Below are 23,401 nucleotides of genomic sequence, written 5' to 3' on the forward strand. Positions count from 1 at the left end.
ATATAATGAACAGTTTTAACTGGAAACGAATTGTCGTAAAGGTAGGTAGTGCACTCATTGCCCCTAATAATAATGGTTGTAGCAGTCACTATCTGCTGGGAATAGCGCAATTTATCGTAAAGTGCCGTGCACAAGGTATTGAAGTTGTGCTGGTTTCTTCAGGGTCCGTCGCTGCTGGTGCGCACTTGTTTAAAGACGATACTGTTAGTGTGTCAGTCAAAAAAGCCATGGCAGCAGCAGGTCAAACAGAAATGATGGCTACATGGGATAAGCTATTTGACTTTCCCACTGCACAAATCTTGCTAACCCATGCAGATTTAAGAAACCGTGACCGCTATGTCAGCGTTAAAAAAACGCTTTCTACACTGTTAGAAAACGACATACTGCCAGTAGTCAATGAAAATGACACTGTCACAACGGACCGTTTAAAAGTGGGTGATAACGATAATCTATCTGCAATGGTGGCTTCAGCTTCTGACGCTGACGCATTGATCATTTGCTCAGATGTAGACGGTTTATATGACAAAAACCCCCATGAGCACGATGATGCACAATTGCTATCGTGGGTTAATGAGATTGACGATGATATTTACGCCATGGCTGGCGGTGCGACCAGTGCAGTGGGCACGGGGGGCATGAAGACCAAAGTTCAGGCAGCTGAAAAAGCAACCTCAGACGGCATTAGCACATTTATCGTGAATGGCTTTACAGAATTAACATTTAATTTGTTACTTCAGGGTAAAAATCCGGGCACGCACTTTCAGCCTTATGAGACGCCAATGCAGGAACATCAGCATTGGCTAACGCACACGTCTAAAGCACAAGGTGAAGTGGTGGTTGAAGAGTCATTTGAGGCTGAACTGAAAAACAATACTGAGCAATTAACCAGTGCAGATTTAATTTCGGTAGAAGGTAATTTCTCAGTAGGCGATACCATCTTAGTCAGAACGACGGACGGTACTAAAATCGCCAAAGCTAAATCGAATTACAGTAGTTGTCTGCTGAGCTTTTTAGCAGACCAGGATGATAAAGACTTACCGGCAGATTTTCAGAATTCAACCGGGCCTATCATCTCAGAAAAGAATATCGCAATATTGGAGGATTCATGAGCTTAATTAAAACACTAGCTAAAGATACAGCGCAGGCAGCCAAAACACTGGCTCTAGTCGATAAAGACTTTAAAAACACTGTGCTTAAAGCGATGGCGCAAAAGATCAGGGACAACGTTGAATTTATCGTTAAAGTAAATACTCATGAAGTGCTCGACGCCAAGAGTGCCAATTTACCTGAAGCTATGCTGGATCGGCTGACATTAAATGCTGAACGCATAGAAGCGATGGCGCAAGGTATTGAAGAGATTGCATTACTGCCAGACCCAGTGGGTGAAAGCCGCTTTATCGATAAACGCCCTAACGGCATTGAAATAAGCAAAATGCGTGTGCCGTTAGGCGTGGTTTGCATGATTTACGAAGCCCGTCCTAATGTTACTGCCGATGCGGGTGCATTGTGTTTTAAATCTGGTAATGCGGTGATTCTGCGGGGTGGAAAAGAAGCACTTCAAACCAGTAAAGCGATTGCGTCGCTATTACAAGATGTGCTTTCAGAGCATGGTCTGCCTGAGCAACTTATTACTGTGGTTCCTGATGCCGATCGCGCGCTAATGCAAGAGCTCATGGAACAAGATGACTATATAGATGTTATTATTCCTCGAGGTGGAGAAGGTTTAATTCGCTATGTAACTGAAAATAGTAAAGTACCAGTCATTCAGCATTTTAAAGGCGTATGTCATCTGTATGTTGATCATGAAGCCGATTTGAATACAGCTATTGATTTGCTTGTTAACGGTAAAACACAGCGTACGGGTGTCTGCAATGCCTTAGAATGTCTTGTAGTTCATCAGGCCATTGCCGAGAAATTTTTGCCTATGGCTAAAGCTGAGTTAGAAAAACGAGGTGTGAAAGTTAACGCCTGCGAGAAAGCAATTGGCTACTTCCCCTCGGCAAATCTACTTAAAGAAAGCGAATTCGGTCAAGAGTACCTGGACTTAGAAATTGCAATCCGTGTGGTCAGTGATTTTGAAACGGCTCTGGATCACATTTCAGAGTTTGGCAGTAATCACACTGAGGTGATATGCACACAAAACAAAGAAACCGGCGAGTTGTTTCAGCGTGCAGTCGATGCATCGGTGGTTATGATAAATGCGTCATCGCGTTTTTCTGACGGCTCTCAATTAGGGCTAGGTGCTGAAATTGGTATTGCCACGACAAAGCTCCACGCTTATGGACCGATGGGACTTGAATCGCTAACTGCTGAAAAGTTTTTAGTGTCCGGTGACGGCCAGATCAGAGAATAAAAAATGTTAAATCCTGAATGTAAAATTGCTTTTATCGGCGGCGGCAACATAGCCGATGCTATGGTGAGTGGTTTGATTAACTCAGGACACAGGTGCACAAACTTACTTGTTTGTGCACCTTCAGCTACTACCCGAGAACAGTTTGCAGAGCGCTATAAAGTGAAAACATCGTCAATAAATAGCGATGCCATAAGTTTTGCAGATGTTGTTATTGTCGCGGTTAAGCCACATCACGTAATAGAAGCATGCCTCGACCTATCGGGCAGTATTCAGAGTGGTTCCGGACAACCTTTGATAGTTTCTGTTTGTACAGGGGTATCTTGGCAGCTTATTTCGGAATTGCTTGGCGGGTATCGGAGCTTGGTGTGTGCGATGCCAAATATACCCAGCTCGCTGGGCAAAGGGCTTATTGGTATGTATATGCCAAAAGACGCGAAAGAAGACGATGTAGCTCTGGCAAACAGAGTAATGCGTGCTATAGGTAAAACAGTGTGGGTTGAAAACGAAGAAATGATGTCTGCTTTGGTGGCTTCTGCCGTGAGTGCACCTGCATACCTGTTCATGTTCATGGAGGCCATGGAAAAAGAAGCCATGAAGTTAGGACTACCAAAGAAAATGGCGAAGGACTCTGTGTTACAAAGCGCATTAGGTGCGATTTCAATGGCAGAACAATCCGATAAGTCGTTTTCTGAGTTGCGTGGTGATGTAGCTTCATCTCGCGGTACAATAGCCGACGCCGTTAAAGCCTTACAAAATCAAGAGTTGGAAGCTGTCGTAGCCAGCGCAATGCGGTCTGCAGCCTCCAAAACAGATGAACAATACTTAAATTACTGAAGTGTTTGCTGTGAGGCGGCTTCATCGCATTGATGAAAGAAACAATCGTTTATCATTGCACTCATATTGGATATATAGTGTAGTAATGATATGCCAATTTGCGGGAGACGGGTGTTTTGACACGCAGCCTTGTTCAGTACGTTTCTTTTTTTCTTCTTAACGCGATTATTCATACAAATGCTTATGCTAACAGCACCACGGTTCGTGTGGTAGATGAGAATGGCCAGCCTATCTCAGGTGTTGTGGTAAGCACACCCAGCAATAAAGACATGGTTCCACCGGACGAGCCCGCTATTATGGATCAGATAAACAGAAGGTTCGTACCTTATGTGCTGACAATTAACAAAGGCCAATATGTAAATTTTCCTAACAGCGACGATGTTAGGCATCATGTCTACAGCTTTTCTGACGCCAAGCAGTTCGAGATTGGATTGTACAAAGGCGTTAACGCAGCCCCCGTATTGTTTGAAAAATCAGGTGTAGTAGACATTGGCTGCAACATTCACGACAGCATGGTGGGCTTTATTTACGTCGGAGACAACGAAATCATCACAAAAACTGACGAAAACGGTGTTGCCAGGTTGGCTGTCATGGGTAGTCATTTTCACTTGTGGCATCCAAGGCTATCCGCCGATAAAGGCTTTCGGCAAAAGAACACATTTACTCCGAACCCGACGAATAACCAACAAACAGTTGTTTTAACGTTGTTGCCAGAGCAGGAAGAAGACACCGACATAAACACATTTGGTGGTAAAAAGCGCTTTAAGGTATCAGAACAATGAAAATAAGATTATTTGGAAGTGCGGTTTATGCACTTATAGCAATTTCCGGCTCCTTTAATACTATGGCAGCCGAGGGAAAGTTAATTGGAACAGCAGGCCTTATGCAAGTAGAAGGGGCAGGCGGTGGCGGCATCGTGCCTTGGGCAACACTGGCTGGGTATGACAGTCGGGAGGAAGTTGCCTTCAATGCTATGGCCACACAGGTTGACGTTGATGATTATCGCCTTGATGCGTTTGGAGTTAGCGCCTCATTTTACGATCGAGTAGAAGTCAGCCTCACACAGCATAGGTTTGACCTAAAGACTTTAGGTGGCGAAATAAAACAAAATGTTATTGGCGTAAAATATCGGTTATATGGCGATGTTGTATATTCTGATTGGCCGCAAGTTAGTGTGGGCGTATTGCATAAATCACTCGAAGACAAGGCAATAGCAAACGCATTGGGCGCGGAAAAAACGAGCGGTACGGATATATATCTGGCAGCCACCAAGGTTCACTTAGGCGCAGTTGCTGGTTATAACTTTCTTTGGAATATCAGTGCAAGAGCGACAAAAGCAAATGAATTAGGCATATTAGGTTTTGGTGGGCCTAATCAAGATAACTATGAGCTCGTTGTTGAAGGAACAGCCGCTGTGCTTTTGTCCAGACACTTAGCAGTTGGCGTTGAGTATCGACAAAAACCGGATAATCTCGGGTTAGGTGAATCCAATTGGAAGGATTTTTTCATCAGTTATATTCCGAGCAAGCAATTTAGTATTACGGCGGCATGGGCTGATTTAGGCACTATCGCAGGCGCTGAGAAGCAGCGCGGACTTTATCTATCATTGAGTGGGCAACTATGATCATGAAGACAATCAAATTCTGTGTTTTTTTGGGGGTGATATTACTTCAAGCTTGTGCAACGACACCGCCTACGTTGTATCAGGAACTTGGTGGGGAAAAAAAAGTTGTAGAAATCGTAGATAACTTTATTGCCGAAATAGAATTCGATGAGACCCTGTTTGAATATTTTAAAGACTCTAATGTCAATCGCTTTCGGGAAAAGCTCATAGAGCATGTGTGTATGTTAACAGACGGTCCGTGTGAATATACTGGAGACAGTATGGTGGACGTGCATACGGGTATGAATATTACGGAATCTGACTTTAATCGTGGCGTAGATTTATTTATTAATGCCATGACAAAAGCCGGGGTGCCTCATGCCACGCAAAACAAAGTACTTGCTGTTATGGCTCCCACCCGTAAGGAGATTATTTACTTGTAACGAAAGGCGTGCTGAATAGGAGCGAATAACATGTTGGTGTGGATGGGTATAAATGCATTTTTATTGGCATCTGACACGGCTTTTGACCCATACCCTTTCATCGCTGGCTGCATTACAAGCGCCAATTATTACGATGTCGCAAAATAGACAGGCTTAATAAAGCTTTATTAAACCATCGTCGCCATTAACATCTGTGATAAACCACACCTGTTCAAAGCAGTGCTGTGAGGGTACCTGAATCTTCTCCAGATTATTAAGGACAGCATTCCTTGTCCAATTTGGGTTAGCATTGCGGATAACAAGCCATACTCGTTTACTGTCATAGGTCTTTTCTGATTTATTCAGTAATATACGATTAAGGGCACTGACAAACCTTTCTGTGGGGTCACTGGTCAACTCTAGGCAAATAAGCTCCTCAATGGTTTTGTTACTCAGCGATTTACCCAATAGGTGTTGTGCTTCGGCTTGAGAGCCATAGAGATGTGCAATTTCAATGTCTATGATCTCAGTTCCTAATTTACAGGTAACATCAGGCTTTTTTGGCATGTTATGAGACACAAAACTGAAGTCACAATTAAACTGCGCTGAATAGCTACGGGCAAACACTTCAGCGGCCTGCCTTTCCAAGACTAGCTTTTCCGTTTGTGAGTGATTCAACGTGAAACCTGCAATTTTGGCGTCTATTTATGTCAAACATAGTATGCTGTTTTGCAACAAATTATTCTACTATACTGGCCTCTTATTCATAAAAAGGTGATATAAATCAAAAATTTCCATTCCAAAAATTGCACAACTGCAAAGACGTATTTATGCTGTTTCATAAGCGAACAAATCGGCATTATTTAGGTTGGTGAGACGCACATGGAAAATCTGACCATTGCGATGGCGGGTATGACCGCCGTTATCCTTTTTATATTTGGACTGGAGAACTTTTCTCGTGAAATAGAAAATATTTCAGGCGAACGTTTTCGAAAGTCATTGGGAAGTGCCACGCGTTTACCTATTGTGGGTGTAGTCATCGGAGCCTTGGTTACCGCTGTTATTCAATCAAGCTCAGCAACCTCAGTTATTACAATTAGCCTAGTGAACGCGGGTGTTTTAACGTTTAAAAACAGTGTTGGGATTATTTTTGGCTCTAATGTCGGAACAACGATTACAGCCCAATTAGTCGCCTTTAAGTTGACTGCGTTTGCGCCTCTGATCATCATTCTTGGTTTCTTTTTGTCATTAACACGAAATCGGTTTTCAATTTTTGGTAAAGCGATTTTTTACTTTGGCTTTGTCTTTTTCAGTTTAAATCTAATCTCATCCTCGTTGGCTCCATTGCAAAACAACCCTGACCTGATTGCTTTGCTAACACAACCACAAAACCCATTAATTGCTATATTGGTCGGCTGTTTATTTACAGCCATGGTGCAGTCCAGTTCCGTCACTACTGGATTGGCAATAATTTTCACGCAACAAGGAATATTAGGTTTAGAAAATGCCGTACCCTTGATTATGGGCGCCAATATTGGCACAACGGCAACGGCTATGATTGCCGTCTTTGGAATGGATATAGCCGCTAAAAAGACAGCACTCTGTCACTTTTTGTTCAATGTTGGAGGGGTACTACTATTTATTCCTATACTTTTTTTATTCGGTCATAAACTTAGCGAAGTATCTGTGGAACCTGCGTTAGCGCTGGCCAATATACATTTTATTTTTAATGTAGTAACCAGTCTCATATTTATTGTTCTTGTTACCCCTTTTACCCGATTTGTCGACCTAGTATTAGGAGAAGGTAAAATGGATTTTGAGCGGTTGTCTTTGCCCTCTTACAATGAATCCGATGATTATCATCGCGTTGTAGAAAAACTGGATAACGGGAATAAAGAGCTCATAGAATTTCTACAGGAAAACTACAATCAGGTAACTTTGAGTCTGGAAACAAACTACAAAGGTATACATGATTCTGCACAAAAGCGTATTGAATACACTAATTTCCTAGAAAAAGAATATGTAAGCTATTTCACTACAGTTGTAAGCAAAGTAAACGAAGAAGAACAATCCAAAGTGGTCATTGACCGGATTAATCGCTACGATTATTTATTCCAAATCCATGACTCCATTGCTGATTTGTTTGCCTGCAAACGTATAATCGACTCACAATTTATTGAACTACGCAGTGATATTGTAGTTTTGATAAGGGAGCTTTCCAATGATACGCTCAGTTTGTTTGCGTTGATTAGAGAGCATCATGATGAGTCCAAGAGCAGCGACATTGATAAAGCGGCCAAAGAATTACAGCGCAACCTTAATCAGGCACAAAGAAAACTGTTATTGCTGCTTGCCGATACAAATAGGAAAGATGCAGGCGCATTAACTAACTTTGTAACCTATTCTCAGCGATTAAAAGACAAACTTTTAAACTTCCATAAAATCAGTTCAAAAAACTCAACAGAACAATAATTTTATGTTGATGCAAAGGAACATCAAAAAATAAACTCAATTTCAAAAAATGGAACTCAACATGTCTGATGTCCCCTGTTTAACCTTGCTGCTGGTCTGTGAGACGCAGCAGCAACGTTATAGTGAATCACTAAAGCAAGCAATGGCGCGAGTAGAACGCACTGATATGCAACTGATGATATCTTGTATACTGCCTACATCCCTAGATGAAGTCTTGCAGGCTAACGGTGACGTGCAAACTGTGGTGTTATAGAAGGTTTCTTTTCTACCAGTGAAGTTGAAAAGGAACCCGATTCAGTAATTGGCTACATCATCAACGACTTTGACGATCGATGTGAAACGCCTTTCTGGACTGCTTATAAGCGCTATGCGATAGAAACGAATGATTCTTGGCATACGCCGGGCCACAGCGGCGGAGCTAGCTTTAGGAACTCGCCCTATATTAATGATTTTTATCGTTTTTATGGCCGTAACACTTTTATCAGCGATCTGTCCGTCAGTGTAGACTCATTGGGTTCATTGTCAGACAGTTCCAACTGTATTGGTCAGGCACAAAAATTAGTTGCCAATACGTTTAGTGTTAAAGAAAGCTTCTTTGTTACTAATGGGTCGTCTACGTCGAATAAGATTGTCCTGCAAACACTGTTAAGAGAAGGTGACAAGGTCATTGTTGACCGAAACTGCCACAAGTCGGTTCATTATGGTGTTATCCAGGCCAGAGCCATGCCGCTCTATCTAGACAGTATGTTCAACCCGGACTATGGCATTTTTGCACCGCCATCTTTGCAACAGCTTCGCCAATTGCTCCACGACAACCAAGACGCAAAACTGGTTGTACTTACTGGCTGTACCTATGATGGTCTGCTCACAGATTTAAAACAGGTTGTAGAGGCGGCACACAGTTACGGTGTAAAAGTATTCATTGATGAAGCCTGGTTTGCTTATGCTGGTTTCCATCCACGCTACAGGCCTTATTCCGCGATAGAAGCGGGCGCTGACTATGTAACCCATTCCGCGCACAAAGTTGTGTCAGCGTTTAGTCAGGCTTCGTATATTCATGTGAATGATCCTGAATTTGACAAAGACTTCTTTAAAGAAGTGTATGCAATTCACACCAGTACATCGCCGCAATATCAGTTAATTGCATCACTGGACGTTTGTAGAAAGCAGCTCGAAATGGAGGGATTTAGTATTATAAGCAGACTCCTTCAGCATGTGGATGAACTCAAGCATAAAGCGAAGGAGTTTACCCGCATTCGAATATTGGATACAGCGAATTTTGCAGGTATGTTCACGCATTTTAGCCAGGACAATATAGGTCACGATCCTTTGAAGATATTGATTGATGTGTCTGAACTAGATTACTCAAACCAAGCTATCCATGGTTTTTTAATGGATGAAGTAGGCTTGGAAATTGAGAAATTTACGCACAGTACGTTACTGGTGCTGCTTACCTTTGGAGGGTCAAAATCAAAATTAATTCGTTTGTTTAATGCGTTAAATAAACTCGACAGTGGGCACGTTTCTTTGCGCAAAAGCAAAACGCTACAACCCTTACCACAAGAAATTCCCCCCATTACACTGACTACCTTACCGGCTGATGCGTTTTTCGCTGAGCGTGAGTTGTTGCCTTTACATGAAAGTGAGGGCAGGGTGGCCGCAGGGCTTATTACGCCGTATCCACCTGGTATCCCACTTCTCGTGCCCGGCCAATTAGTAGAAAAGGCACACATCGACTACCTTTATTCATTGATGAAACAGAAAGTAACTATCCAGGGTTTACATGACAGTCATCTGTATGTGCAAGTTAGCTAATAAAATTACTAGGCAAAAGCCGTATTCAATGGGAATATCACAGCGAGAAGTTAATGCCTAAGGCACTATTTATATGATGCAAATCGAAGAACTTCAAAATGCCTTTTACAACGTCAGTGAACGCGCAGGCCTTTTGCTATCATCTACCGAAACCTATATTCAGGTAAGCAGTATATTAGCGGTGTATTTTATCGCCTTTGCTATAGCCTATCAGATAAGAAGGCGCTTTAGTTGGGTACGTGACGCCGCAGAACAAAACAGTCATCCTATGAGAAAGCTAGCGTTTGATATTCACAAACTCATCTTTCCACTGGTTGCCATTGTAGGCATGAAGTTTTTGTATGAGTACTATCAGGAAACTGAGTACTCCAACTGGCTAATTCAGTTTGCACTCAGTGTGGCTATGCTGGTGTTCCTCAGTCAGATCATTACCCGTTTTGTGGCGAATGCGGCGCTGGCAAGGCTCTTTAAGTGGATTGCGTTACCCCTTCTTTTTCTGCACCTCATAGATGTATTATCGGCCATTATCCTGGTATTAGAAGGAATTAAGCTTGAAGTAGGAAATATCAGCGTTTCCGCTTATGGGCTGGCCAGGGTATTTATCTTTGCGTTGTTTTTATTTTGGTGCGGCAGGGCATCCAATCGGTTTGGAAAAGAAGTCATTCGCAAGCAGCCCACGTTGGATATTCAAACTAAAGAAGTGTTAGTAAAGCTGCTTGAAGTGGCACTTTTCACTGTTGTTGTCCTTATTTTGCTAAATGTAATGGGCATTAATTTAACCGCTTTTGCCGTATTTGGCGGTGCAGTCGGTGTAGGCTTAGGGTTTGGATTGCAGTCTATTGCCTCCAACTTCATCTCTGGATTAATCATCTTACTCGACCGTTCTATAACGGTTGATGACTACATTGAGTTCGATGAAGGTACCAAAGGTTATGTTCGTGAATTTCGCATGCGGTATACCACCATGGAAACGTTTGATGGCAAATTTATCATGGTGCCAAATGAAAAGTTCATTTCAGAAACGTTTGTAAACTGGTCACACAAAGACTTAAAGCAGCGCTTTAGAGTCGATTTCTCGGTAGCTTATAAGACAAATATCAGAGAACTGGTAGATATAATAAAGGCCGTTGTTGCCGAGCACCCACAAGTTATCAGTGGTGAAGATATTCCCTTTGAAGAGCGCCCTGACTGTGAAATTGACAGTTTTGGAGACAGTGGCGTGAATATGTTTGTAGAGTTCTGGATGATGGGTGTTGATGACGGAAAAAATCGTGTGGGCGGCGATTTATTGCTGATGATTTTTGAAGCGCTGCGTGAGCACAACATTGAGATCCCATTCCCGCAACGTGAAGTCAGAATTTTAAATGAAGACAATAAAGGTGATTAACTTTTAAACGGCTTGTGTGGTGATATAAAACGCGTTACGTTAGTGAAAACTCATGGTACATAAGGAAGTGTTCAATGACGTATCGCGTTGCTGTTGCTATATCGGGTGCTGTCAGCCTGGGATCATACGAAGCGGGTACCCTCCACGAATTGATTAAAGCGTTTGAAGAACACAACAAGCTGGCTTCAGATGATTCTAAAATAAAAATTGATGTCTTAACCGGGGCTTCTGCCGGCGGTATGACGGCCGCGCTGATTGCACATAAATTGTTGTACGATCCTGAAATGTTGCGCGGTGATAAAACTAATGCTGGTTATCGTGCTTGGGTAGAAATGGTCGATATCCAGGGGTTACTCACACCTCATGAAGGTGACCTCACCCGAACATCACTGCTTTCCTCTAATTTTGTAGGCAACATAGCCCATGAACTTATCACACGCCGGCAGGCAGCTTTACCTGATGTTTCAGAGCCACATCCAGTTGCCGCTGAGGAAATCAAGCTGGGTTTGGCAATGGCGAATCTCAATGGTGTGGATTATGAGGTAAAAGTATTTTCGTCGGGTGAGGAAGGACTGGATCAGGGCAAGTTTGTGCAAACCCGTTTTCAAGACAGATTCACCCGGACATTGGCAGGCCCATACAGTAAGGAAGTCTGGAATGACATCATTCTTGCTGCTCGGGGTTGTGGTGCGTTCCCTGTTGCATTTTCCCCCATTGGTTTATTCAGAAACTGGCAAAATGAGCCACTAGATTACCGGGACAGAGGGGCTTCGCCCTTTACCCCTAATAATACCGATAGAGACCACGCATTTTATTACATGGATGGCGGCGCATTTAATAATTATCCCTTAGGGATGGCCAGAGCCTTAGCCGACAGAATCGATAAAACGCCTGAAGACTATGAAAAGCGTTTTTACATATATATTTCTCCCAGTGCGAAAGAGAGCGTTCAGGATTTACGCTTCCACATTGATGAAAACACATCCATGGCAGAGACTGCCAAAAGAATGGTAAAGAGTGTTTTTTGGCAAGGCCGTTTTCAGGAGTGGATGCAGATAGATTCAGTTAACGAAAAAATTAAGCGCCTTGATGATCACGCCGCAAGTCTTGCATCGTTTATTGCCAATATGACCGAGCAAGAGATAGCGGCCACCCAAAAAGTCTTTGACGCTATGTTATTGCAGCTTTATTCCCATGAATCAGATGTTGAAGAAAACCTACAGCGACTGGCTGTAGCATATCGAAATGACAGTGCCCAGATAGATTTGAATACTGAAGCAAAAGCGGTTTGGCTGAAAGGCGTAGCAGTTTTGGAAAAGTCAGGCGACCTAAACAACCGTGAACAAATGAAAGTGTATACGATCACAGCCAATAAAAATAAATTGGCCAGCGAAAAACTCGCTGCTTTTATGGGCTTTTTTGACGAAAATCTACGTGAGCATGACTACCTGCTTGGACGTGTTAATGGCATGCGTATGGTCCAGCACATCCTGAACTGCCGGGAAGATGCACTGATAAGAGATAAGCATTTACCCCTAGCAGTTGCTTCTCGAACAAACGATATTGCTCAGGCAACCGAAATGCTTTCCGAAATGGACTTGGGTCATGCAGATATGCATGATGTGAATAATGATATAAAAAAAGCGGTTTACCAAAGAGTAAAAGAACGCACTAGATTATGGCTAAAAGCTGAGGGAGTAGGGTGGTTTTTTCGCACTGGGATATGGTTTTTTTCACGGGTATACGTAAAGCAAGGTCTCAAGCTTACCCCAACGCGGATCCTTGGACTAAAGCTGCCATACTGGTTGTTTTAATTAACATCGGTTTAATTTTCAAAATGGCCTGACACTGAAAGATTTGCACGAAGTAAATCACTGATTAACGCTACACATAATTCCTCAATGAATAAAGAAGTAATAAGGATATGACTAACAACTGATGGAGTAGGGGGCTTATTTAGAAACAGCTTCTCTGGTTGTGATATATGTACTTTAAAATATAAGGTAAAACAGATTGATAGAACCTCTGTTTTACCTTACCAATGGTGGCTAATCGACTTTTTAAGAGCCCCGTTTATCTAAAATAGCTTCTATCTTATCCATTACATCATCCATGCGATCGATGACCGCATTGTAAGGTGCGGCACTCGTCATATCGAGCCCAGCTTCCTTTAAGATCTCAACCGGATAATCTTTACCGCCAGCTTTAAGAAAGTTGAGGTAGGTATCTACGCCTTTTTTGCCGCCAGTTTTCATTTCATCAACAAAGTAAGCTGCGCCCGCGATCGACGTGGCGTACTGATAAACATAGAAGTTGTAATAGAAATGAGGGATATAAGCCCATTCAATCATGTCTCTTTCAGAGATTGTCATTACACCTTCATCATGACCGTGGTACCGCTTCAATATTTCACCGTATATCTCTGTCATCCGCGCGCCAGTCAGTGCAGCACCTTTTTCTACTTCTTCATGGATAGCCAGTTCAAATTCAGAAAACATTACCTGACGGAAAAAAGTCCCACGCATTTGCTCAAGTGCATACCCAAGATAAAATAGCTCTTCGTCTTCGGATTTAGCCTGCTGCAGCATATGGTCTTGTAACAGTAATTCTTTGGCAATAGCAGCGATTTCAGTAGTAAAAATAGAGAAGTTAGATAGCTCATAAGGTTGATTTTCATTGGTCAACACTTTGTGCATCGCATGACCCCATTCATGTGCATAGGTAGACGCACTGCCGTAATCATCTTGGTGATTTAATAGTATCAGCGGATGAACATCGTATGCACTGCCCGACATATAAGCGCCGGAACGTTTACCTGCTTGAGGGTAAACATGCATCCAGCGTTCGCTTGATGCTTTGGCAAATTTTCCCGAAAACTCTTCGCCCATGAGACGCAATGACGCCAACATATGCTCCCGAGTTTCATCAATGGGGAAGGACAAATCTGTTTGCACAAGATCAGGGTAAATATCGTGATAGCCTAGGTCTTCGATCCCCAACATTCGGCCACGAAGCTTAAAGTAGCGATGCAATACATCTATACGATCATTGGTCACTTTTACTAGTGTGCGGTAAACCTCTTCTGGAATATTGTCACCGGATAAGAAATATTGAAGTGTGTTGTTGTATTTTCTGGCTTTACTTGTGGCGACATTAGCTTGTACCTCACCGTTTAACGTTATGCCAAAAGTACTTTCAAAGTCTTTATACTTTGCCCAAAAAGCATCAAAAACCGCTATGCGATCTTCTCTATCTTTGTCTGCTCTATGTAATGTATAACCCGCATTGGTCAGATGTGCTTCGGTGCCATCACTTAACGTAATAGTCGGCCATTCAATTTCTGCATTAGCCAACATATCTCGTGCATTCTGGGGAGCTGAAAGCGCCCCAGTCAACAGTGAAAGTACTTGCTCTGACTCAGGCGACAATACGTGTTTACCTTGACGAATAGTATTGCGCAATGAAAATGCATGGTCTTTTAATCCTGGCTCGCTGCTTATAAATCGTTCAATTTTCTCTTGACCTAACGCGACTACCTCTGGCGCAAAAAAGCTTTGAGCGGCACTTGCCGTTTGAAATAATGCCATTAGGCGACCCACCATAGCTTGACCCTCTGGGTTCGCTAAGTTGGTATTTTGAATATTAGACGCGTAAGTCCATAATCGTAAAAGCTCTTTTGAAAAAGCAGACTGGGCTTCCAATGCTGCAAGTAGAGTTTGTGCATTATCTAATTTACCGGCAAAAGCCGACAGGCCGTCAATTTCGCCACGTAGTCGCTCAAGCTCGTTTTCCCAATCTGATTTTGTGGCATAAAAAGGCGTCAAGTCCCAGGTGTATTGCTCGTCTGCTTTGGTTGATGCATCCTGAGCCTGAACAGACATCGAGATGGCTGTTAGTGCAAAGGCGCTAGAGCATAATACCGCTAAAGCCCGTCTTTTTAAGTTATGTTTTTTCATGTTGATCCCTAATATTCATACTATTCAGTTGAATTACTCTCACCATTAACGCCTTAGGAGCTGACGCTCATCGGGGCACACAAAAACGAACGTGAAACATCAATGGCCAAAGGTTAATAGTTAAACAGAACGTTTATCCTCAGCAAGGAATTGTGAAATGAAATAAGTAACAAGATTTTACAATGGCATCTCTCAGTTTTTTTACACCCATCATACCTTTAAAAAATGAAAAAAAAGTAAGTCGCGACTTAAGCGCCTAAAAAATGCACTTCATCAAGAGAAAAATAGGGATATATTGGAGCTTGCTCTAGAAAGTGGATTTAATTCTAAAGCAACCTTTTATCGGGTATTCAAGAGAGAGACGGGCATGACACCCAATCGGTATCGGAGCCAGTTATTGCTGGTGCAAATAGTCTATTCGTGAACTTGGCACTGCTTCATTTGCTAAATGTAAGAAGTATAAGGTGAGGCTTAACCGTTTCTGTCATGTTTATTTACGAAAATCTTCAGTATTTCCTCGAATACATCTAAATGAAAGTGTCCCTTGCCATTCAGGGTATACGTGGATACTTGCTTTAGGTTGCTCATAATGTGTTTAGACATCAAGCAGTCAACAAATACATCATGTGTGCCGAACCACATATCTACAGTATTATTCACATCTGAAAGATTGAATCCCCAATCTGTGTATTGCAATAGAGCTTCTCGTGCGGCTCCTGTAGTGCCATTGGAAAAGGCCTCTTGTTGTGAATCAATTAGTACCCTAGCAAAGTTTTCATTATCCAACATTTCTCTGTCAGACACAGAAACGCAGAGTTTTAGTATTTCTATCATTAAGTTGGGAAATCTTTTAAATAGAACACTGATAGGAAGGAAAGCAACTTTTAGTGTACTTGGAAATTTTCGTGCGATATTGGCAAAAAATCTATCTACACGATTTAGTTGACTGCTAGCCTGGTATGTTCCAACTGGAGCGAAAGCGCAAAGAAGCCCTAAAAATGTAATTCTCTCTGAAAATTGAATTGAGCAAGCTAGTGCTGCTGCTCCACCTCCAGAATACCCAAGTATTCCAAATTTATTGATATCAAGATGGTCGGCGATTTCCTTGATAACGTTAGCCCACTCTAAGAAGGTCCAGTTGGTGTTAAAGTCAGATGTGCCGTAACCTGGTCTATCACACGCGATTACCCTTACATTAAGTGTTTTAGCATGATTTATGAATAGCTGTACCTCTATTCTACTACTTGGCGTTCCGTGAAAATAAAAAATAGGGCGTCCTTTCTCAGGGCCGATATCTAAATAGCAAACCCTTTTTCCACGGATAAATAACGTTGTGGGTTCAACTTTCAAAATGCTTCTCCAATTTATTTCTTGTAATTAATCAGTAGGAGAGGGGCAAGAAGTACCTCCATTTGACTATCCAGTCTCTTTAAGGGGCTTCAGGACAATTCCACTACTGGCAATAGAAATACTCTGCTACGTTTGGTAATAGATAAAACAATTTGTGAACGGGGAATTGCGTATGTAAACGGACTGCTTAAAATCCTTTGAGGAGTTACTATATTGTAATACTTTTTTGCTTTCATATTTTAGTACAGACAGGAATACAGATGCACCTTTTCACTAAGTATTTATTTTTTCTGTTTTTGCTGTTCACCTACTCAAATATTAATGCAGAGCAACCACAATCCTTTAAATTCTATGCTCAAGAATCACCAAATTGGTCAAAACCTACAATAGAAAGTAGCAACTGGTTAGAGTTTGACCGCAATGTGCGAGCGTACCCTAAAAGTGGCATTTTTTGGTTAGAGATACCTATTAGTCTGGAGATAGAACGTCCTCCTCAAAAAGACTGGGAGCTAACAGTTCATATGTTAGCGGCATATGACGTATATTTTAATGATGAGCTAATTGGAAACAACGGTATGCCCTCAATGCATATTGAGGGTGAGCAACCTGGGATGGTTTGGAATAGTTTCCTTGTTCCAGATCACATGATCAAAGCGGGGCATCATAAGCTTAGGTTTAAGGCATCAACCCACTACTCAGAACCGAATATGAAGCTAACAAGGGAAATATGGCTCAAACCTTATGATGCTGAATCAAAATACATAAGGGTTTGGAGTTTGATCCCCGCACTTTTAGTTAGTATTGCATCTGTAGTCGGCCTTTATTTTTTATTCCTCTTTTTTTCTGATGATAAACAATACGAACACCTTATCTTCTTTGTACTCCTTCAGGGCATGATGGTATATGGCTATGCTATACAATGGGACCATCTTGTCGGATATGATTATAGTTCTGAAATAACTAACCTTCTCGTTGAGCAGTTTTCTTCCATCACTGTCCTATACAGCTTGCCAATATATTTTCTGCTCAAACATAAAGTTGCCTATTGGTGGGTATGGATAATTGGTGCTTCATTTACAACTGTTATTGCAATGAATTATGTGGATCTCTCAGATGAAAAAATTCTATGGGGTTGTAGTTTTTTACTCTCTTTGTATATCAGTATTTGGTACGGAGCACTTAAGCAATCACGCTTTTGGTTGGAATCAATGGGCATCGCAGTATGTCTTGTCGCAATTTTCATGCAAAATCTGGAAGACTTATTTATCTATTTTCCTATTTTATTCAGTTTTATATTGCTCACACAGGCCATCAATACACGAGAACGTCGCATTGCACTGAAAGAAGCTGAATATATACAAGCAAAACTGAATGCGGAGTTACTTAAAAAGCATATTCAACCACATTTTTTGTTAAACACACTTACTTCTTTAATGGAGTGGGTGGAAACTGACGTTGATAAAAGCATGAATTTTATAGCGTTACTAGGCGATGAGTTCAGAATGATGGCACAAATGAGTAACAAGCGCTTAGTGCCATTGTCATCGGAAATTGACCTATGCGAAAAGCATTTATCATTGATGTCAATGCGCCTAGATTGCGAGTGTGAGTTGAGCAAAAATATTTGTAATGGTCAAGTGCTGATTCCACCTGGGATTTTACATACTCTGATTGAAAATGCATTTACTCATAACGTTTTTACTGAACAAAAACTTATATTTCAATTAATACAGACTAAGGTATCCCTAACTGAGTACAGTATCCGCCTAACAACACCCAAATCTAAAAATAGAACGTCAGAATTCAGGAAAATTGGGGCCGGAACAGGCACCAAATATATTGAGGCACGACTGAATCAGTGCTTTGGAAAGCATTGGCAATTTTCGGTAGATGAAACAGAAGAGACGTTTACTACAGACATCAGAATTAACTACCTAAAAATTAAACAATAAGGAATATTCATGAACATTGTTATAGTTGAAGACGAAAAGGTTGTTTTGAATCGATTACAAAGGTTGATAGCAGACTATTTTGGCGACAAATTATCAGGGTTGAAATGTTTCCAGACATTAGATGATGCCGACGAGTATATACAGGAAAATAGCGTTGACTTGCTTTGCTTAGATCTAAATTTGGCAGGGCGCGATGGCTTTGAGTTATTGAAAAGCGTTTTATCTAGTTCTTTTCACACCATTGTCGTATCAGCTAATACCGATCGAGCCATTGAGGCATTTGAGTATGGTGTTTTAGATTTTGTTGCAAAACCATTTACGCGACAGCGGTTGTTTGAAGCCCTATCAAGATTTGGTGAAAACAATGCTCACCAATCCACTAAGTATATTAGCCTAAAACGTGGGGGAAAATTGGAGTTACATCTTTTGACGTCTGTGATTTTTATCAAGGCTGATAACGTTTACTCAGAGGTATATATGACAGGAGACAGTCCCGTATTACATGACAAATCACTGAGAAAGTTTGAACAGGTTTTGCCGAGCATGTTTAAACGCGTTCATAAGTCTTACATCATCAACATGATGCATGCTCAATCAATAATTAAACAGGGGAAAGAGCTCATAATAACCACTAAAGGGGGTTATGAAATCCCAGTCAGCAGAAAAATGCATTCTGAATTTAAGGATACAATCATCAAATAAGAAAGGTCTACGAATATAGCAAATTCGACCATTCACTAGCTTTCCAGACCAGTCACAAAACAAGTTATCGTTTCATCACCCTAAAATACTATCGTAGCGTTCCTTGATATGAACTGGAACGAATTATGAATCTTTTAAAGAAAACTATCTCTGTCTTGAGTGTGTGTCTTTTCACTGCTTGCGGCGGCAATACCGGTGAAACTTCTGACATTCAATACCCCTCAGAAGAAGAGCGCTGGAGTGCGGACATCAATTATATGGTAGAAAGAATGATTTCTGTACACCCAGATATCTACCATACTGTCAGTGAGGTAGATTTTGAAACTGCTAAACAACAATTGCTTGATGATATTGGGGGGCTGGATGCTCATCAGCGCCTTGTTCGAATATTAGAGGTATTTGCGCTACCTGCTTCACAAAGAGATGGACACATGGCACTTTCTTATTATGCAGGTACTGACAGTCTTATTCTTCCTTTAAAATTTCACCAGTTTGATGACGGAATTTATCTGATTGATGCCACCACAGAAAATGAAGAGTTTATAGGAAGTAAACTGTTGGCAATAGAGGGACTTAGTCTTGTTGATGTCAATGAGCTACTTGACCCTTTGCTACCCAGAGACAACGCGCAGTCTTTAGAGTCTGCGCGCAGCATTGCTTATCTCAATCCTTCAATCTTAAATGGGCTAGGGATTACTAATTCGCCCACGGAAACTACTTTCGTGGTCGAAAGGAGAAATGGCCAGATTAGCGATATGCGGGTATTGGCAACAAGCCCCACCAATTTCCCACTATCAGAAGTACCGAGTAATAAACTTCCCAAGAATGCCTTGGTTAATTATCTAAAGCCTGGCAATGACCTTTGGGTTGAATTCTACCCTCAATGGAACACTATCCATGTAAAACTAAATGCCATAACTGATTCTTCAGGAAACATAGCATTAGACGATATTGCAAGAGAAGTTCAAGAATTATTGATTGAGTCACCAAGTGCCAAAATTGTTATAGATCTAAGGCAAAACAGTGGAGGAAATAATCAACTCGTAGAGCAATTAATAGAATTCGTTAAATCTCCTGTTATTAATATTCAAGGTAGATTACATGTATTTACTGATAGGCAAACATTTTCAGCCGCTGGAAATTTGGTTGCCGAGTTAGACTATAAAACTAACGCTATGTTTTGGGGTGTCCCGCCTGGAGGGAGTGGCAGCCAATTCGGTGATGTAAATGAATTTACAATGCCGAACTCTGGCATGATTTTCTACGTCCCTACTAAATTTTGGCAATTTGGTGACCCTTCTCGCCAAACTCTAAGTCAGCCAATGGATCATTGGGTTGACCAGACAATTGAGGGTTACTTAAGCAATCTAGACACTTTAATGGACTATTTTGTGGCAGAAATGAACTGATGTCATGTATGAGTCACACCTCTTACCTCATGAGCGTGACTCAAATCAGTCGCATCATGAATCAATCAATTTTTATCTGCACTGAAACAATATAAAGGAATCATCATGAACTCTTTAAAAGTTATTGAAAAACTACTATTTATGTCTAACGAGACATGGAAAAAGCACGGCAACCCAGCGAGCGTTTTCTCTCGACTACTGGTATTTCCTTTACTTATCCTAACGATATGGTGGCGGGAAACACTAGCAGAATTTTTTTGGGTAATATTTATAGTGTTACTTGTTTTTTTGTTCTTGAGTACAAGATTATTTCCAGCTCCAAAAAACAATAAATCATGGGCATCCAAATCAATACTGGGTGAAAAGCTGTGGTTGGACAACACTAACTGTCAAGTTCCTCAAAAGCACTCTTATGCAGCTACTCTCATCATTAGTGGCCAGTTTATCAGTCTATTACTAATTGTGTTGGGACTCGTCTACACAGTTCAGAGCATGGTATGGACAGGAACATCAACTTTCCTAGTTTTAAAACTTTGGTTTTTGGACAGAATGGTGTGGCTGTTGTCTGACATGTCTTAATGTAAACAACCAATAATGATGAACACGATTTTCTGTGATGACGCTACGTGGATGAAACAAAACCAATATCCACAAAAAATCATTTTAAGCTCGTAGCGCACGATTTAAAAAAAGAGTGTAATTTGTACGTGATAAAAAATATATAGATAAGTGAGCTGGGTTACAAAAGTCCCAGTTCACTGAATTAATCCCGAAAACGACTGATTTCGACAACAGATAAGCACCCTAATCAGATAAATACTAGAGTTCGCATAATGTATATTATGTTAAATTAAGAATCTGCTAATAAGACATCTATGTCAGCACTTGGTAATCGACATTAGAAATGAAAATCCTTAACCCTATTAAAATAAATTGTTTGGCGTGTTATCGCACTATCCTCTTACAACTTACAACTTTTTTTAGATATTTAACTTCTACATGCTGACAATAGTCATGTCTTAATTTAGTTACTTTAGGCACATGTACCGTCCCGTCATAGACACTAAACTAGGACCATTGATCAATGAACTTATAAACGTGTCATGACCACTTTAATTAAAACTAAAGATAAAATAAGAACTCATAAACCGATATATTTCACTCCTCTTATATTATTCGTTGTTCTTTCCACATTGCTGAGTGGTCTTTTCAGACCGCCTGTTACTAACTTCCTGACAGGAATCGATCTTTCTTTTATAGAGCGTTTTGCATTGGTAGTTGTATGCATTGGTTGGGGACCCGCTATAGCAGCTTTTATTATCAGCAAAGCCAGTCACAAAAACATTAAATTCAACATGGTAGGTACTTGGAAGACAGGTGCTATTTTATCGATTTTTGCAGTACCAGCATTGATGGCAGTCATTGGTGTAGAAAACAACGAAAAAGTTAACCCGCATCTTTTTGGACTTATACTTGGCGCTCTCCTCATTCTGTATACTATCGGAGAAGAAATTGGATGGAGAGGCTATCTTAATAACTCACTTAAGTCATTAACACTTGTTTTGCGTTCAATTGTTATTGGAACAGTCTGGTGGTTTTGGCACCTTTCATTTCTTAAAAAATCCACTGAATCTGGACTTTATCTTGCAGGCACTTTCTCTTCACACTTGTTTTATTGGGGCATTTTGGTTGGCATTTCTGTATTGTTTTTAAGTATCGTTGACCGCAACAAGTCAATACTACAAGTAGCAGCATTTCATGCCACTGGAAATATTGCTTTCTTTGCAGGTTCATTTACTTTTATCAGTAACGACAAAAGATATTTTATCGCCACCTGTGTATTGCTCTCATTATTAGTCATTCATGGCTTGTGGCAAAAAAACAAAGCTATAGAAAATAAGGCGGTGTGAGCTCTTGCCAAAGGCTTAACTGGAGTTTTTGGCAACACATATACAGGAGATAACGACGAAATAATGACGTTTTTCAACATCCTAGATTATTGAACTTTCAAAACATGCTGATTACGGCCTTGCTCTTTTGCCTCGTACAGGTTTTTATCCGCTGCTAAGAATAATGTTTTCCAATCTTTTGGGGTTTCATTAACCATAACTCCCCCAATAGAAACCGTTAAATATCCGGTTGGTGAATCCTCATGCTGAATACGCTCTTCACATAAGATTTGCATTATTCGGTTTGCTACCAATACACAACCATCGTAGTTGGTATGAGGCAGAACCACTGCAAATTCTTCACCACCCCAACGAGAGATAAAATCCGTTTTACGGCCCAGCGCTTCCTTCACTGCGTCCGTAAAAACGACAAGTGCAGCATCACCAGCGAGGTGACCATAGCGGTCGTTATATTTTTTAAAATAATCAATATCCAGAAGCAACACCGATACTTCAGGCGATTCATGGCGTGCACTCAATTGCTGCATAACCACTTCGAGATAGCGTCGATTGAAAACTTGGGTCAGAGAGTCAATCATCGAAGCTTCTTTATGTTTTTCCAGCAGAGCATTGTATTTAAGTTCTTTTGCTAAACGCTTCTGTAATGTTGTTGCACTGTATGGTTTAGCGATAAAGTCGTTACACCCTGCGTCCCAGAACTTATGTTCGAAATTTGCATATGCCTCACCCGTTAACATAACAATGGGGGTATGCTCATAATCAGTAAGTCCCCGTATATGCTGACACAGACCGATACCGTCCAAACCAGGTAATTTATAATCGAACAAAAAAAGCGACACAGTCAGTTCGCTTAAATGCTCAAGCATTGCTTCAGCAGTTGAAAAGTGCTTTACAACGTATAGCGGTGATAACACTTCCTTAATGATATTTGCATCTATATCACTGTCTTCAACAACCACAATAGTGCTCTTGTATGTGGTGTTATCTAAATCTTTTTCTGCTTTTTTTCGCAATAAATTCAGCGAGCTATCCATTTTATAACCTAATGTAAATACTATTGTTACAATAGACCACAAGAGGAGATATTCAAGTGGCAGCTTGTATTCCAAGCTATGTATAAATCTAAATCGCAATACGATTGCAAGCACCATCTATTGGACTATGAACTATATAATTGGCAACAGATACCCATTAACTGCAATCTAGCTTGTTAACTTCACTTGTCACCTGAATTTC

At 41.0% G+C, this 23,401-nt stretch carries 20 protein-coding genes and 2 pseudogenes; 18 read left to right on the top strand and 4 right to left on the bottom strand.

From position 1 onward, the window contains the following. Positions 1-5: 5 nt before the first annotated feature. From proB to DRW07_RS18465, 7 genes are all read left to right on the top strand, one after another. Positions 6-1,109, top strand: coding sequence for a glutamate 5-kinase (proB, locus tag DRW07_RS07530; RefSeq protein WP_124027269.1), 1,104 nt, complete (start codon positions 6-8; stop codon positions 1,107-1,109). Further along, on the top strand, positions 1,106-2,353 hold the full coding sequence (locus tag DRW07_RS07535; protein WP_124027270.1) for a glutamate-5-semialdehyde dehydrogenase: 1,248 nt from the start codon (positions 1,106-1,108) through the stop codon (positions 2,351-2,353). Before proB ends, DRW07_RS07535 begins: the two co-directional genes overlap by 4 nt. A 3-nt stretch (positions 2,354-2,356) precedes the next feature. Continuing rightward, entirely contained in the window at positions 2,357-3,187 is an 831-nt protein-coding gene (proC, locus tag DRW07_RS07540) for a pyrroline-5-carboxylate reductase (RefSeq protein WP_124027271.1), read from the top strand. A gap of 116 nt (positions 3,188-3,303) precedes the next feature. Next, positions 3,304-3,969 (top strand): methylamine utilization protein, encoded by a 666-nt coding sequence (locus tag DRW07_RS07545; protein ID WP_124027272.1) that lies wholly within the window; start codon positions 3,304-3,306, stop codon positions 3,967-3,969. 62 nt (positions 3,970-4,031) lie between these two features. Beyond that, complete coding sequence (locus DRW07_RS07550; protein ID WP_240630554.1) at positions 4,032-4,811, top strand: DUF3034 family protein; 780 nt, start codon at positions 4,032-4,034, stop codon at positions 4,809-4,811. 2 nt (positions 4,812-4,813) lie between these two features. Continuing rightward, positions 4,814-5,233 carry a group I truncated hemoglobin gene (locus tag DRW07_RS07555; RefSeq protein ID WP_124027274.1) on the top strand — a complete coding sequence of 140 codons (420 nt, stop codon included), beginning with the start codon at positions 4,814-4,816 and terminating at the stop codon, positions 5,231-5,233. A gap of 30 nt (positions 5,234-5,263) precedes the next feature. After that, complete coding sequence (locus tag DRW07_RS18465; protein WP_240630538.1) at positions 5,264-5,380, top strand: DUF1003 domain-containing protein; 117 nt, start codon at positions 5,264-5,266, stop codon at positions 5,378-5,380. Between the two features lie 6 nt (positions 5,381-5,386). Here DRW07_RS18465 and DRW07_RS07565 read toward each other — a convergent pair whose 3' ends face one another. Beyond that, positions 5,387-5,890 (bottom strand): hypothetical protein, encoded by a 504-nt coding sequence (locus DRW07_RS07565; RefSeq protein WP_124027275.1) that lies wholly within the window; start codon positions 5,888-5,890, stop codon positions 5,387-5,389. Between the two features lie 204 nt (positions 5,891-6,094). Between DRW07_RS07565 and DRW07_RS07570 the strand changes: the two genes are divergently transcribed. The 5 genes and pseudogenes from DRW07_RS07570 to DRW07_RS07590 all read left to right on the top strand — a co-directional run bounded on the left by DRW07_RS07570 (position 6,095) and on the right by DRW07_RS07590 (position 12,700). Next, a complete protein-coding gene (locus tag DRW07_RS07570; RefSeq protein WP_124027276.1) occupies positions 6,095-7,684 on the top strand; it encodes a Na/Pi cotransporter family protein in 1,590 nt (529 codons plus the stop codon). Positions 7,685-7,745: 61 nt separating this feature from the next. Then, a complete protein-coding gene (locus DRW07_RS07575) occupies positions 7,746-7,937 on the top strand; it encodes a hypothetical protein (RefSeq protein WP_124027277.1) in 192 nt (63 codons plus the stop codon). Continuing rightward, positions 7,934-9,499: pseudogene (locus DRW07_RS07580) on the top strand (aminotransferase class I/II-fold pyridoxal phosphate-dependent enzyme); the annotation flags it as partial. The gene DRW07_RS07575 and the pseudogene DRW07_RS07580, both read left to right, overlap by 4 nt. Positions 9,500-9,575: 76 nt before the next feature. Then, positions 9,576-10,886: a mechanosensitive ion channel family protein gene (locus DRW07_RS07585; protein ID WP_124027579.1), complete on the top strand. Its 1,311-nt coding sequence runs from the start codon at positions 9,576-9,578 to the stop codon at positions 10,884-10,886. Positions 10,887-10,960: 74 nt separating this feature from the next. Then, complete coding sequence (locus tag DRW07_RS07590) at positions 10,961-12,700, top strand: patatin-like phospholipase family protein (RefSeq protein WP_124027279.1); 1,740 nt, start codon at positions 10,961-10,963, stop codon at positions 12,698-12,700. Positions 12,701-12,946: 246 nt separating this feature from the next. Here DRW07_RS07590 and pepF read toward each other — a convergent pair whose 3' ends face one another. Further along, a complete protein-coding gene (gene pepF / locus DRW07_RS07595; protein ID WP_124027280.1) occupies positions 12,947-14,842 on the bottom strand; it encodes an oligoendopeptidase F in 1,896 nt (631 codons plus the stop codon). A 253-nt stretch (positions 14,843-15,095) separates the two neighbouring features. Between pepF and DRW07_RS07600 the strand changes: the two are divergent. Further along, positions 15,096-15,266 (top strand): annotated as a pseudogene (locus tag DRW07_RS07600) (helix-turn-helix domain-containing protein); the annotation flags it as partial. A 47-nt stretch (positions 15,267-15,313) separates the two neighbouring features. Here the strand turns inward: DRW07_RS07600 and DRW07_RS07605 are convergent. Continuing rightward, on the bottom strand, positions 15,314-16,192 hold the full coding sequence (locus DRW07_RS07605) for an alpha/beta hydrolase (protein ID WP_165870445.1): 879 nt from the start codon (positions 16,190-16,192) through the stop codon (positions 15,314-15,316). 260 nt (positions 16,193-16,452) lie between these two features. Here DRW07_RS07605 and DRW07_RS07610 point away from each other — a divergent pair, with 260 nt between their 5' ends. The 5 genes from DRW07_RS07610 to DRW07_RS07625 all read left to right on the top strand — a co-directional run bounded on the left by DRW07_RS07610 (position 16,453) and on the right by DRW07_RS07625 (position 22,165). Further along, positions 16,453-18,144: a sensor histidine kinase gene (locus DRW07_RS07610; RefSeq protein ID WP_124027282.1), complete on the top strand. Its 1,692-nt coding sequence runs from the start codon at positions 16,453-16,455 to the stop codon at positions 18,142-18,144. Between the two features lie 9 nt (positions 18,145-18,153). Next, positions 18,154-18,846, top strand: coding sequence for a LytR/AlgR family response regulator transcription factor (locus tag DRW07_RS07615; RefSeq protein ID WP_124027283.1), 693 nt, complete (start codon positions 18,154-18,156; stop codon positions 18,844-18,846). A 125-nt stretch (positions 18,847-18,971) separates the two neighbouring features. Continuing rightward, positions 18,972-20,255 (top strand): hypothetical protein, encoded by a 1,284-nt coding sequence (locus tag DRW07_RS07620; protein ID WP_124027284.1) that lies wholly within the window; start codon positions 18,972-18,974, stop codon positions 20,253-20,255. A gap of 141 nt (positions 20,256-20,396) precedes the next feature. Then, positions 20,397-20,834 (top strand): DUF6653 family protein, encoded by a 438-nt coding sequence (locus DRW07_RS18605; protein WP_476692361.1) that lies wholly within the window; start codon positions 20,397-20,399, stop codon positions 20,832-20,834. Between the two features lie 524 nt (positions 20,835-21,358). Beyond that, a complete protein-coding gene (locus tag DRW07_RS07625; RefSeq protein WP_124027285.1) occupies positions 21,359-22,165 on the top strand; it encodes a CPBP family glutamic-type intramembrane protease in 807 nt (268 codons plus the stop codon). An 86-nt stretch (positions 22,166-22,251) separates the two neighbouring features. Here DRW07_RS07625 and DRW07_RS07630 read toward each other — a convergent pair whose 3' ends face one another. Then, complete coding sequence (locus tag DRW07_RS07630) at positions 22,252-23,316, bottom strand: GGDEF domain-containing response regulator (protein ID WP_124027286.1); 1,065 nt, start codon at positions 23,314-23,316, stop codon at positions 22,252-22,254. Between the last annotated feature and the right edge of the window lie 85 nt (positions 23,317-23,401).

Source organism: Paralteromonas sediminis (assembly GCF_003820355.1).
In the GTDB taxonomy this organism is placed as follows: Bacteria; Pseudomonadota; Gammaproteobacteria; order Enterobacterales; family Alteromonadaceae; genus Alteromonas_F; species Alteromonas_F sediminis.

Bases quoted from the DNA above. Each gene is read 5' to 3' on its own strand.
- proC (WP_124027271.1), top strand. From the start codon at position 2,357: ATGTTAAATCCTGAATGTAAAATTGCTTTTATCGGCGGCGGCAACATA.
- DRW07_RS07610 (WP_124027282.1), top strand. From the start codon at position 16,453: ATGCACCTTTTCACTAAGTATTTATTTTTTCTGTTTTTGCTGTTCACC.
- DRW07_RS07550 (WP_240630554.1), top strand. From the start codon at position 4,032: ATGGCAGCCGAGGGAAAGTTAATTGGAACAGCAGGCCTTATGCAAGTA.
- DRW07_RS07625 (WP_124027285.1), top strand. From the start codon at position 21,359: ATGACCACTTTAATTAAAACTAAAGATAAAATAAGAACTCATAAACCG.
- DRW07_RS07590 (WP_124027279.1), top strand. From the start codon at position 10,961: ATGACGTATCGCGTTGCTGTTGCTATATCGGGTGCTGTCAGCCTGGGA.
- DRW07_RS07570 (WP_124027276.1), top strand. From the start codon at position 6,095: ATGGAAAATCTGACCATTGCGATGGCGGGTATGACCGCCGTTATCCTT.
- pepF (WP_124027280.1), bottom strand. From the start codon at position 14,842: ATGAAAAAACATAACTTAAAAAGACGGGCTTTAGCGGTATTATGCTCT.
- DRW07_RS07630 (WP_124027286.1), bottom strand. From the start codon at position 23,316: ATGGTGCTTGCAATCGTATTGCGATTTAGATTTATACATAGCTTGGAA.
- DRW07_RS07575 (WP_124027277.1), top strand. From the start codon at position 7,746: ATGTCTGATGTCCCCTGTTTAACCTTGCTGCTGGTCTGTGAGACGCAG.
- DRW07_RS07620 (WP_124027284.1), top strand. From the start codon at position 18,972: ATGAATCTTTTAAAGAAAACTATCTCTGTCTTGAGTGTGTGTCTTTTC.
- DRW07_RS07585 (WP_124027579.1), top strand. From the start codon at position 9,576: ATGCAAATCGAAGAACTTCAAAATGCCTTTTACAACGTCAGTGAACGC.
- proB (WP_124027269.1), top strand. From the start codon at position 6: ATGAACAGTTTTAACTGGAAACGAATTGTCGTAAAGGTAGGTAGTGCA.
- DRW07_RS07615 (WP_124027283.1), top strand. From the start codon at position 18,154: ATGAACATTGTTATAGTTGAAGACGAAAAGGTTGTTTTGAATCGATTA.
- DRW07_RS07555 (WP_124027274.1), top strand. From the start codon at position 4,814: ATGAAGACAATCAAATTCTGTGTTTTTTTGGGGGTGATATTACTTCAA.
- DRW07_RS18605 (WP_476692361.1), top strand. From the start codon at position 20,397: ATGTCTAACGAGACATGGAAAAAGCACGGCAACCCAGCGAGCGTTTTC.
- DRW07_RS18465 (WP_240630538.1), top strand. From the start codon at position 5,264: ATGTTGGTGTGGATGGGTATAAATGCATTTTTATTGGCATCTGACACG.
- DRW07_RS07535 (WP_124027270.1), top strand. From the start codon at position 1,106: ATGAGCTTAATTAAAACACTAGCTAAAGATACAGCGCAGGCAGCCAAA.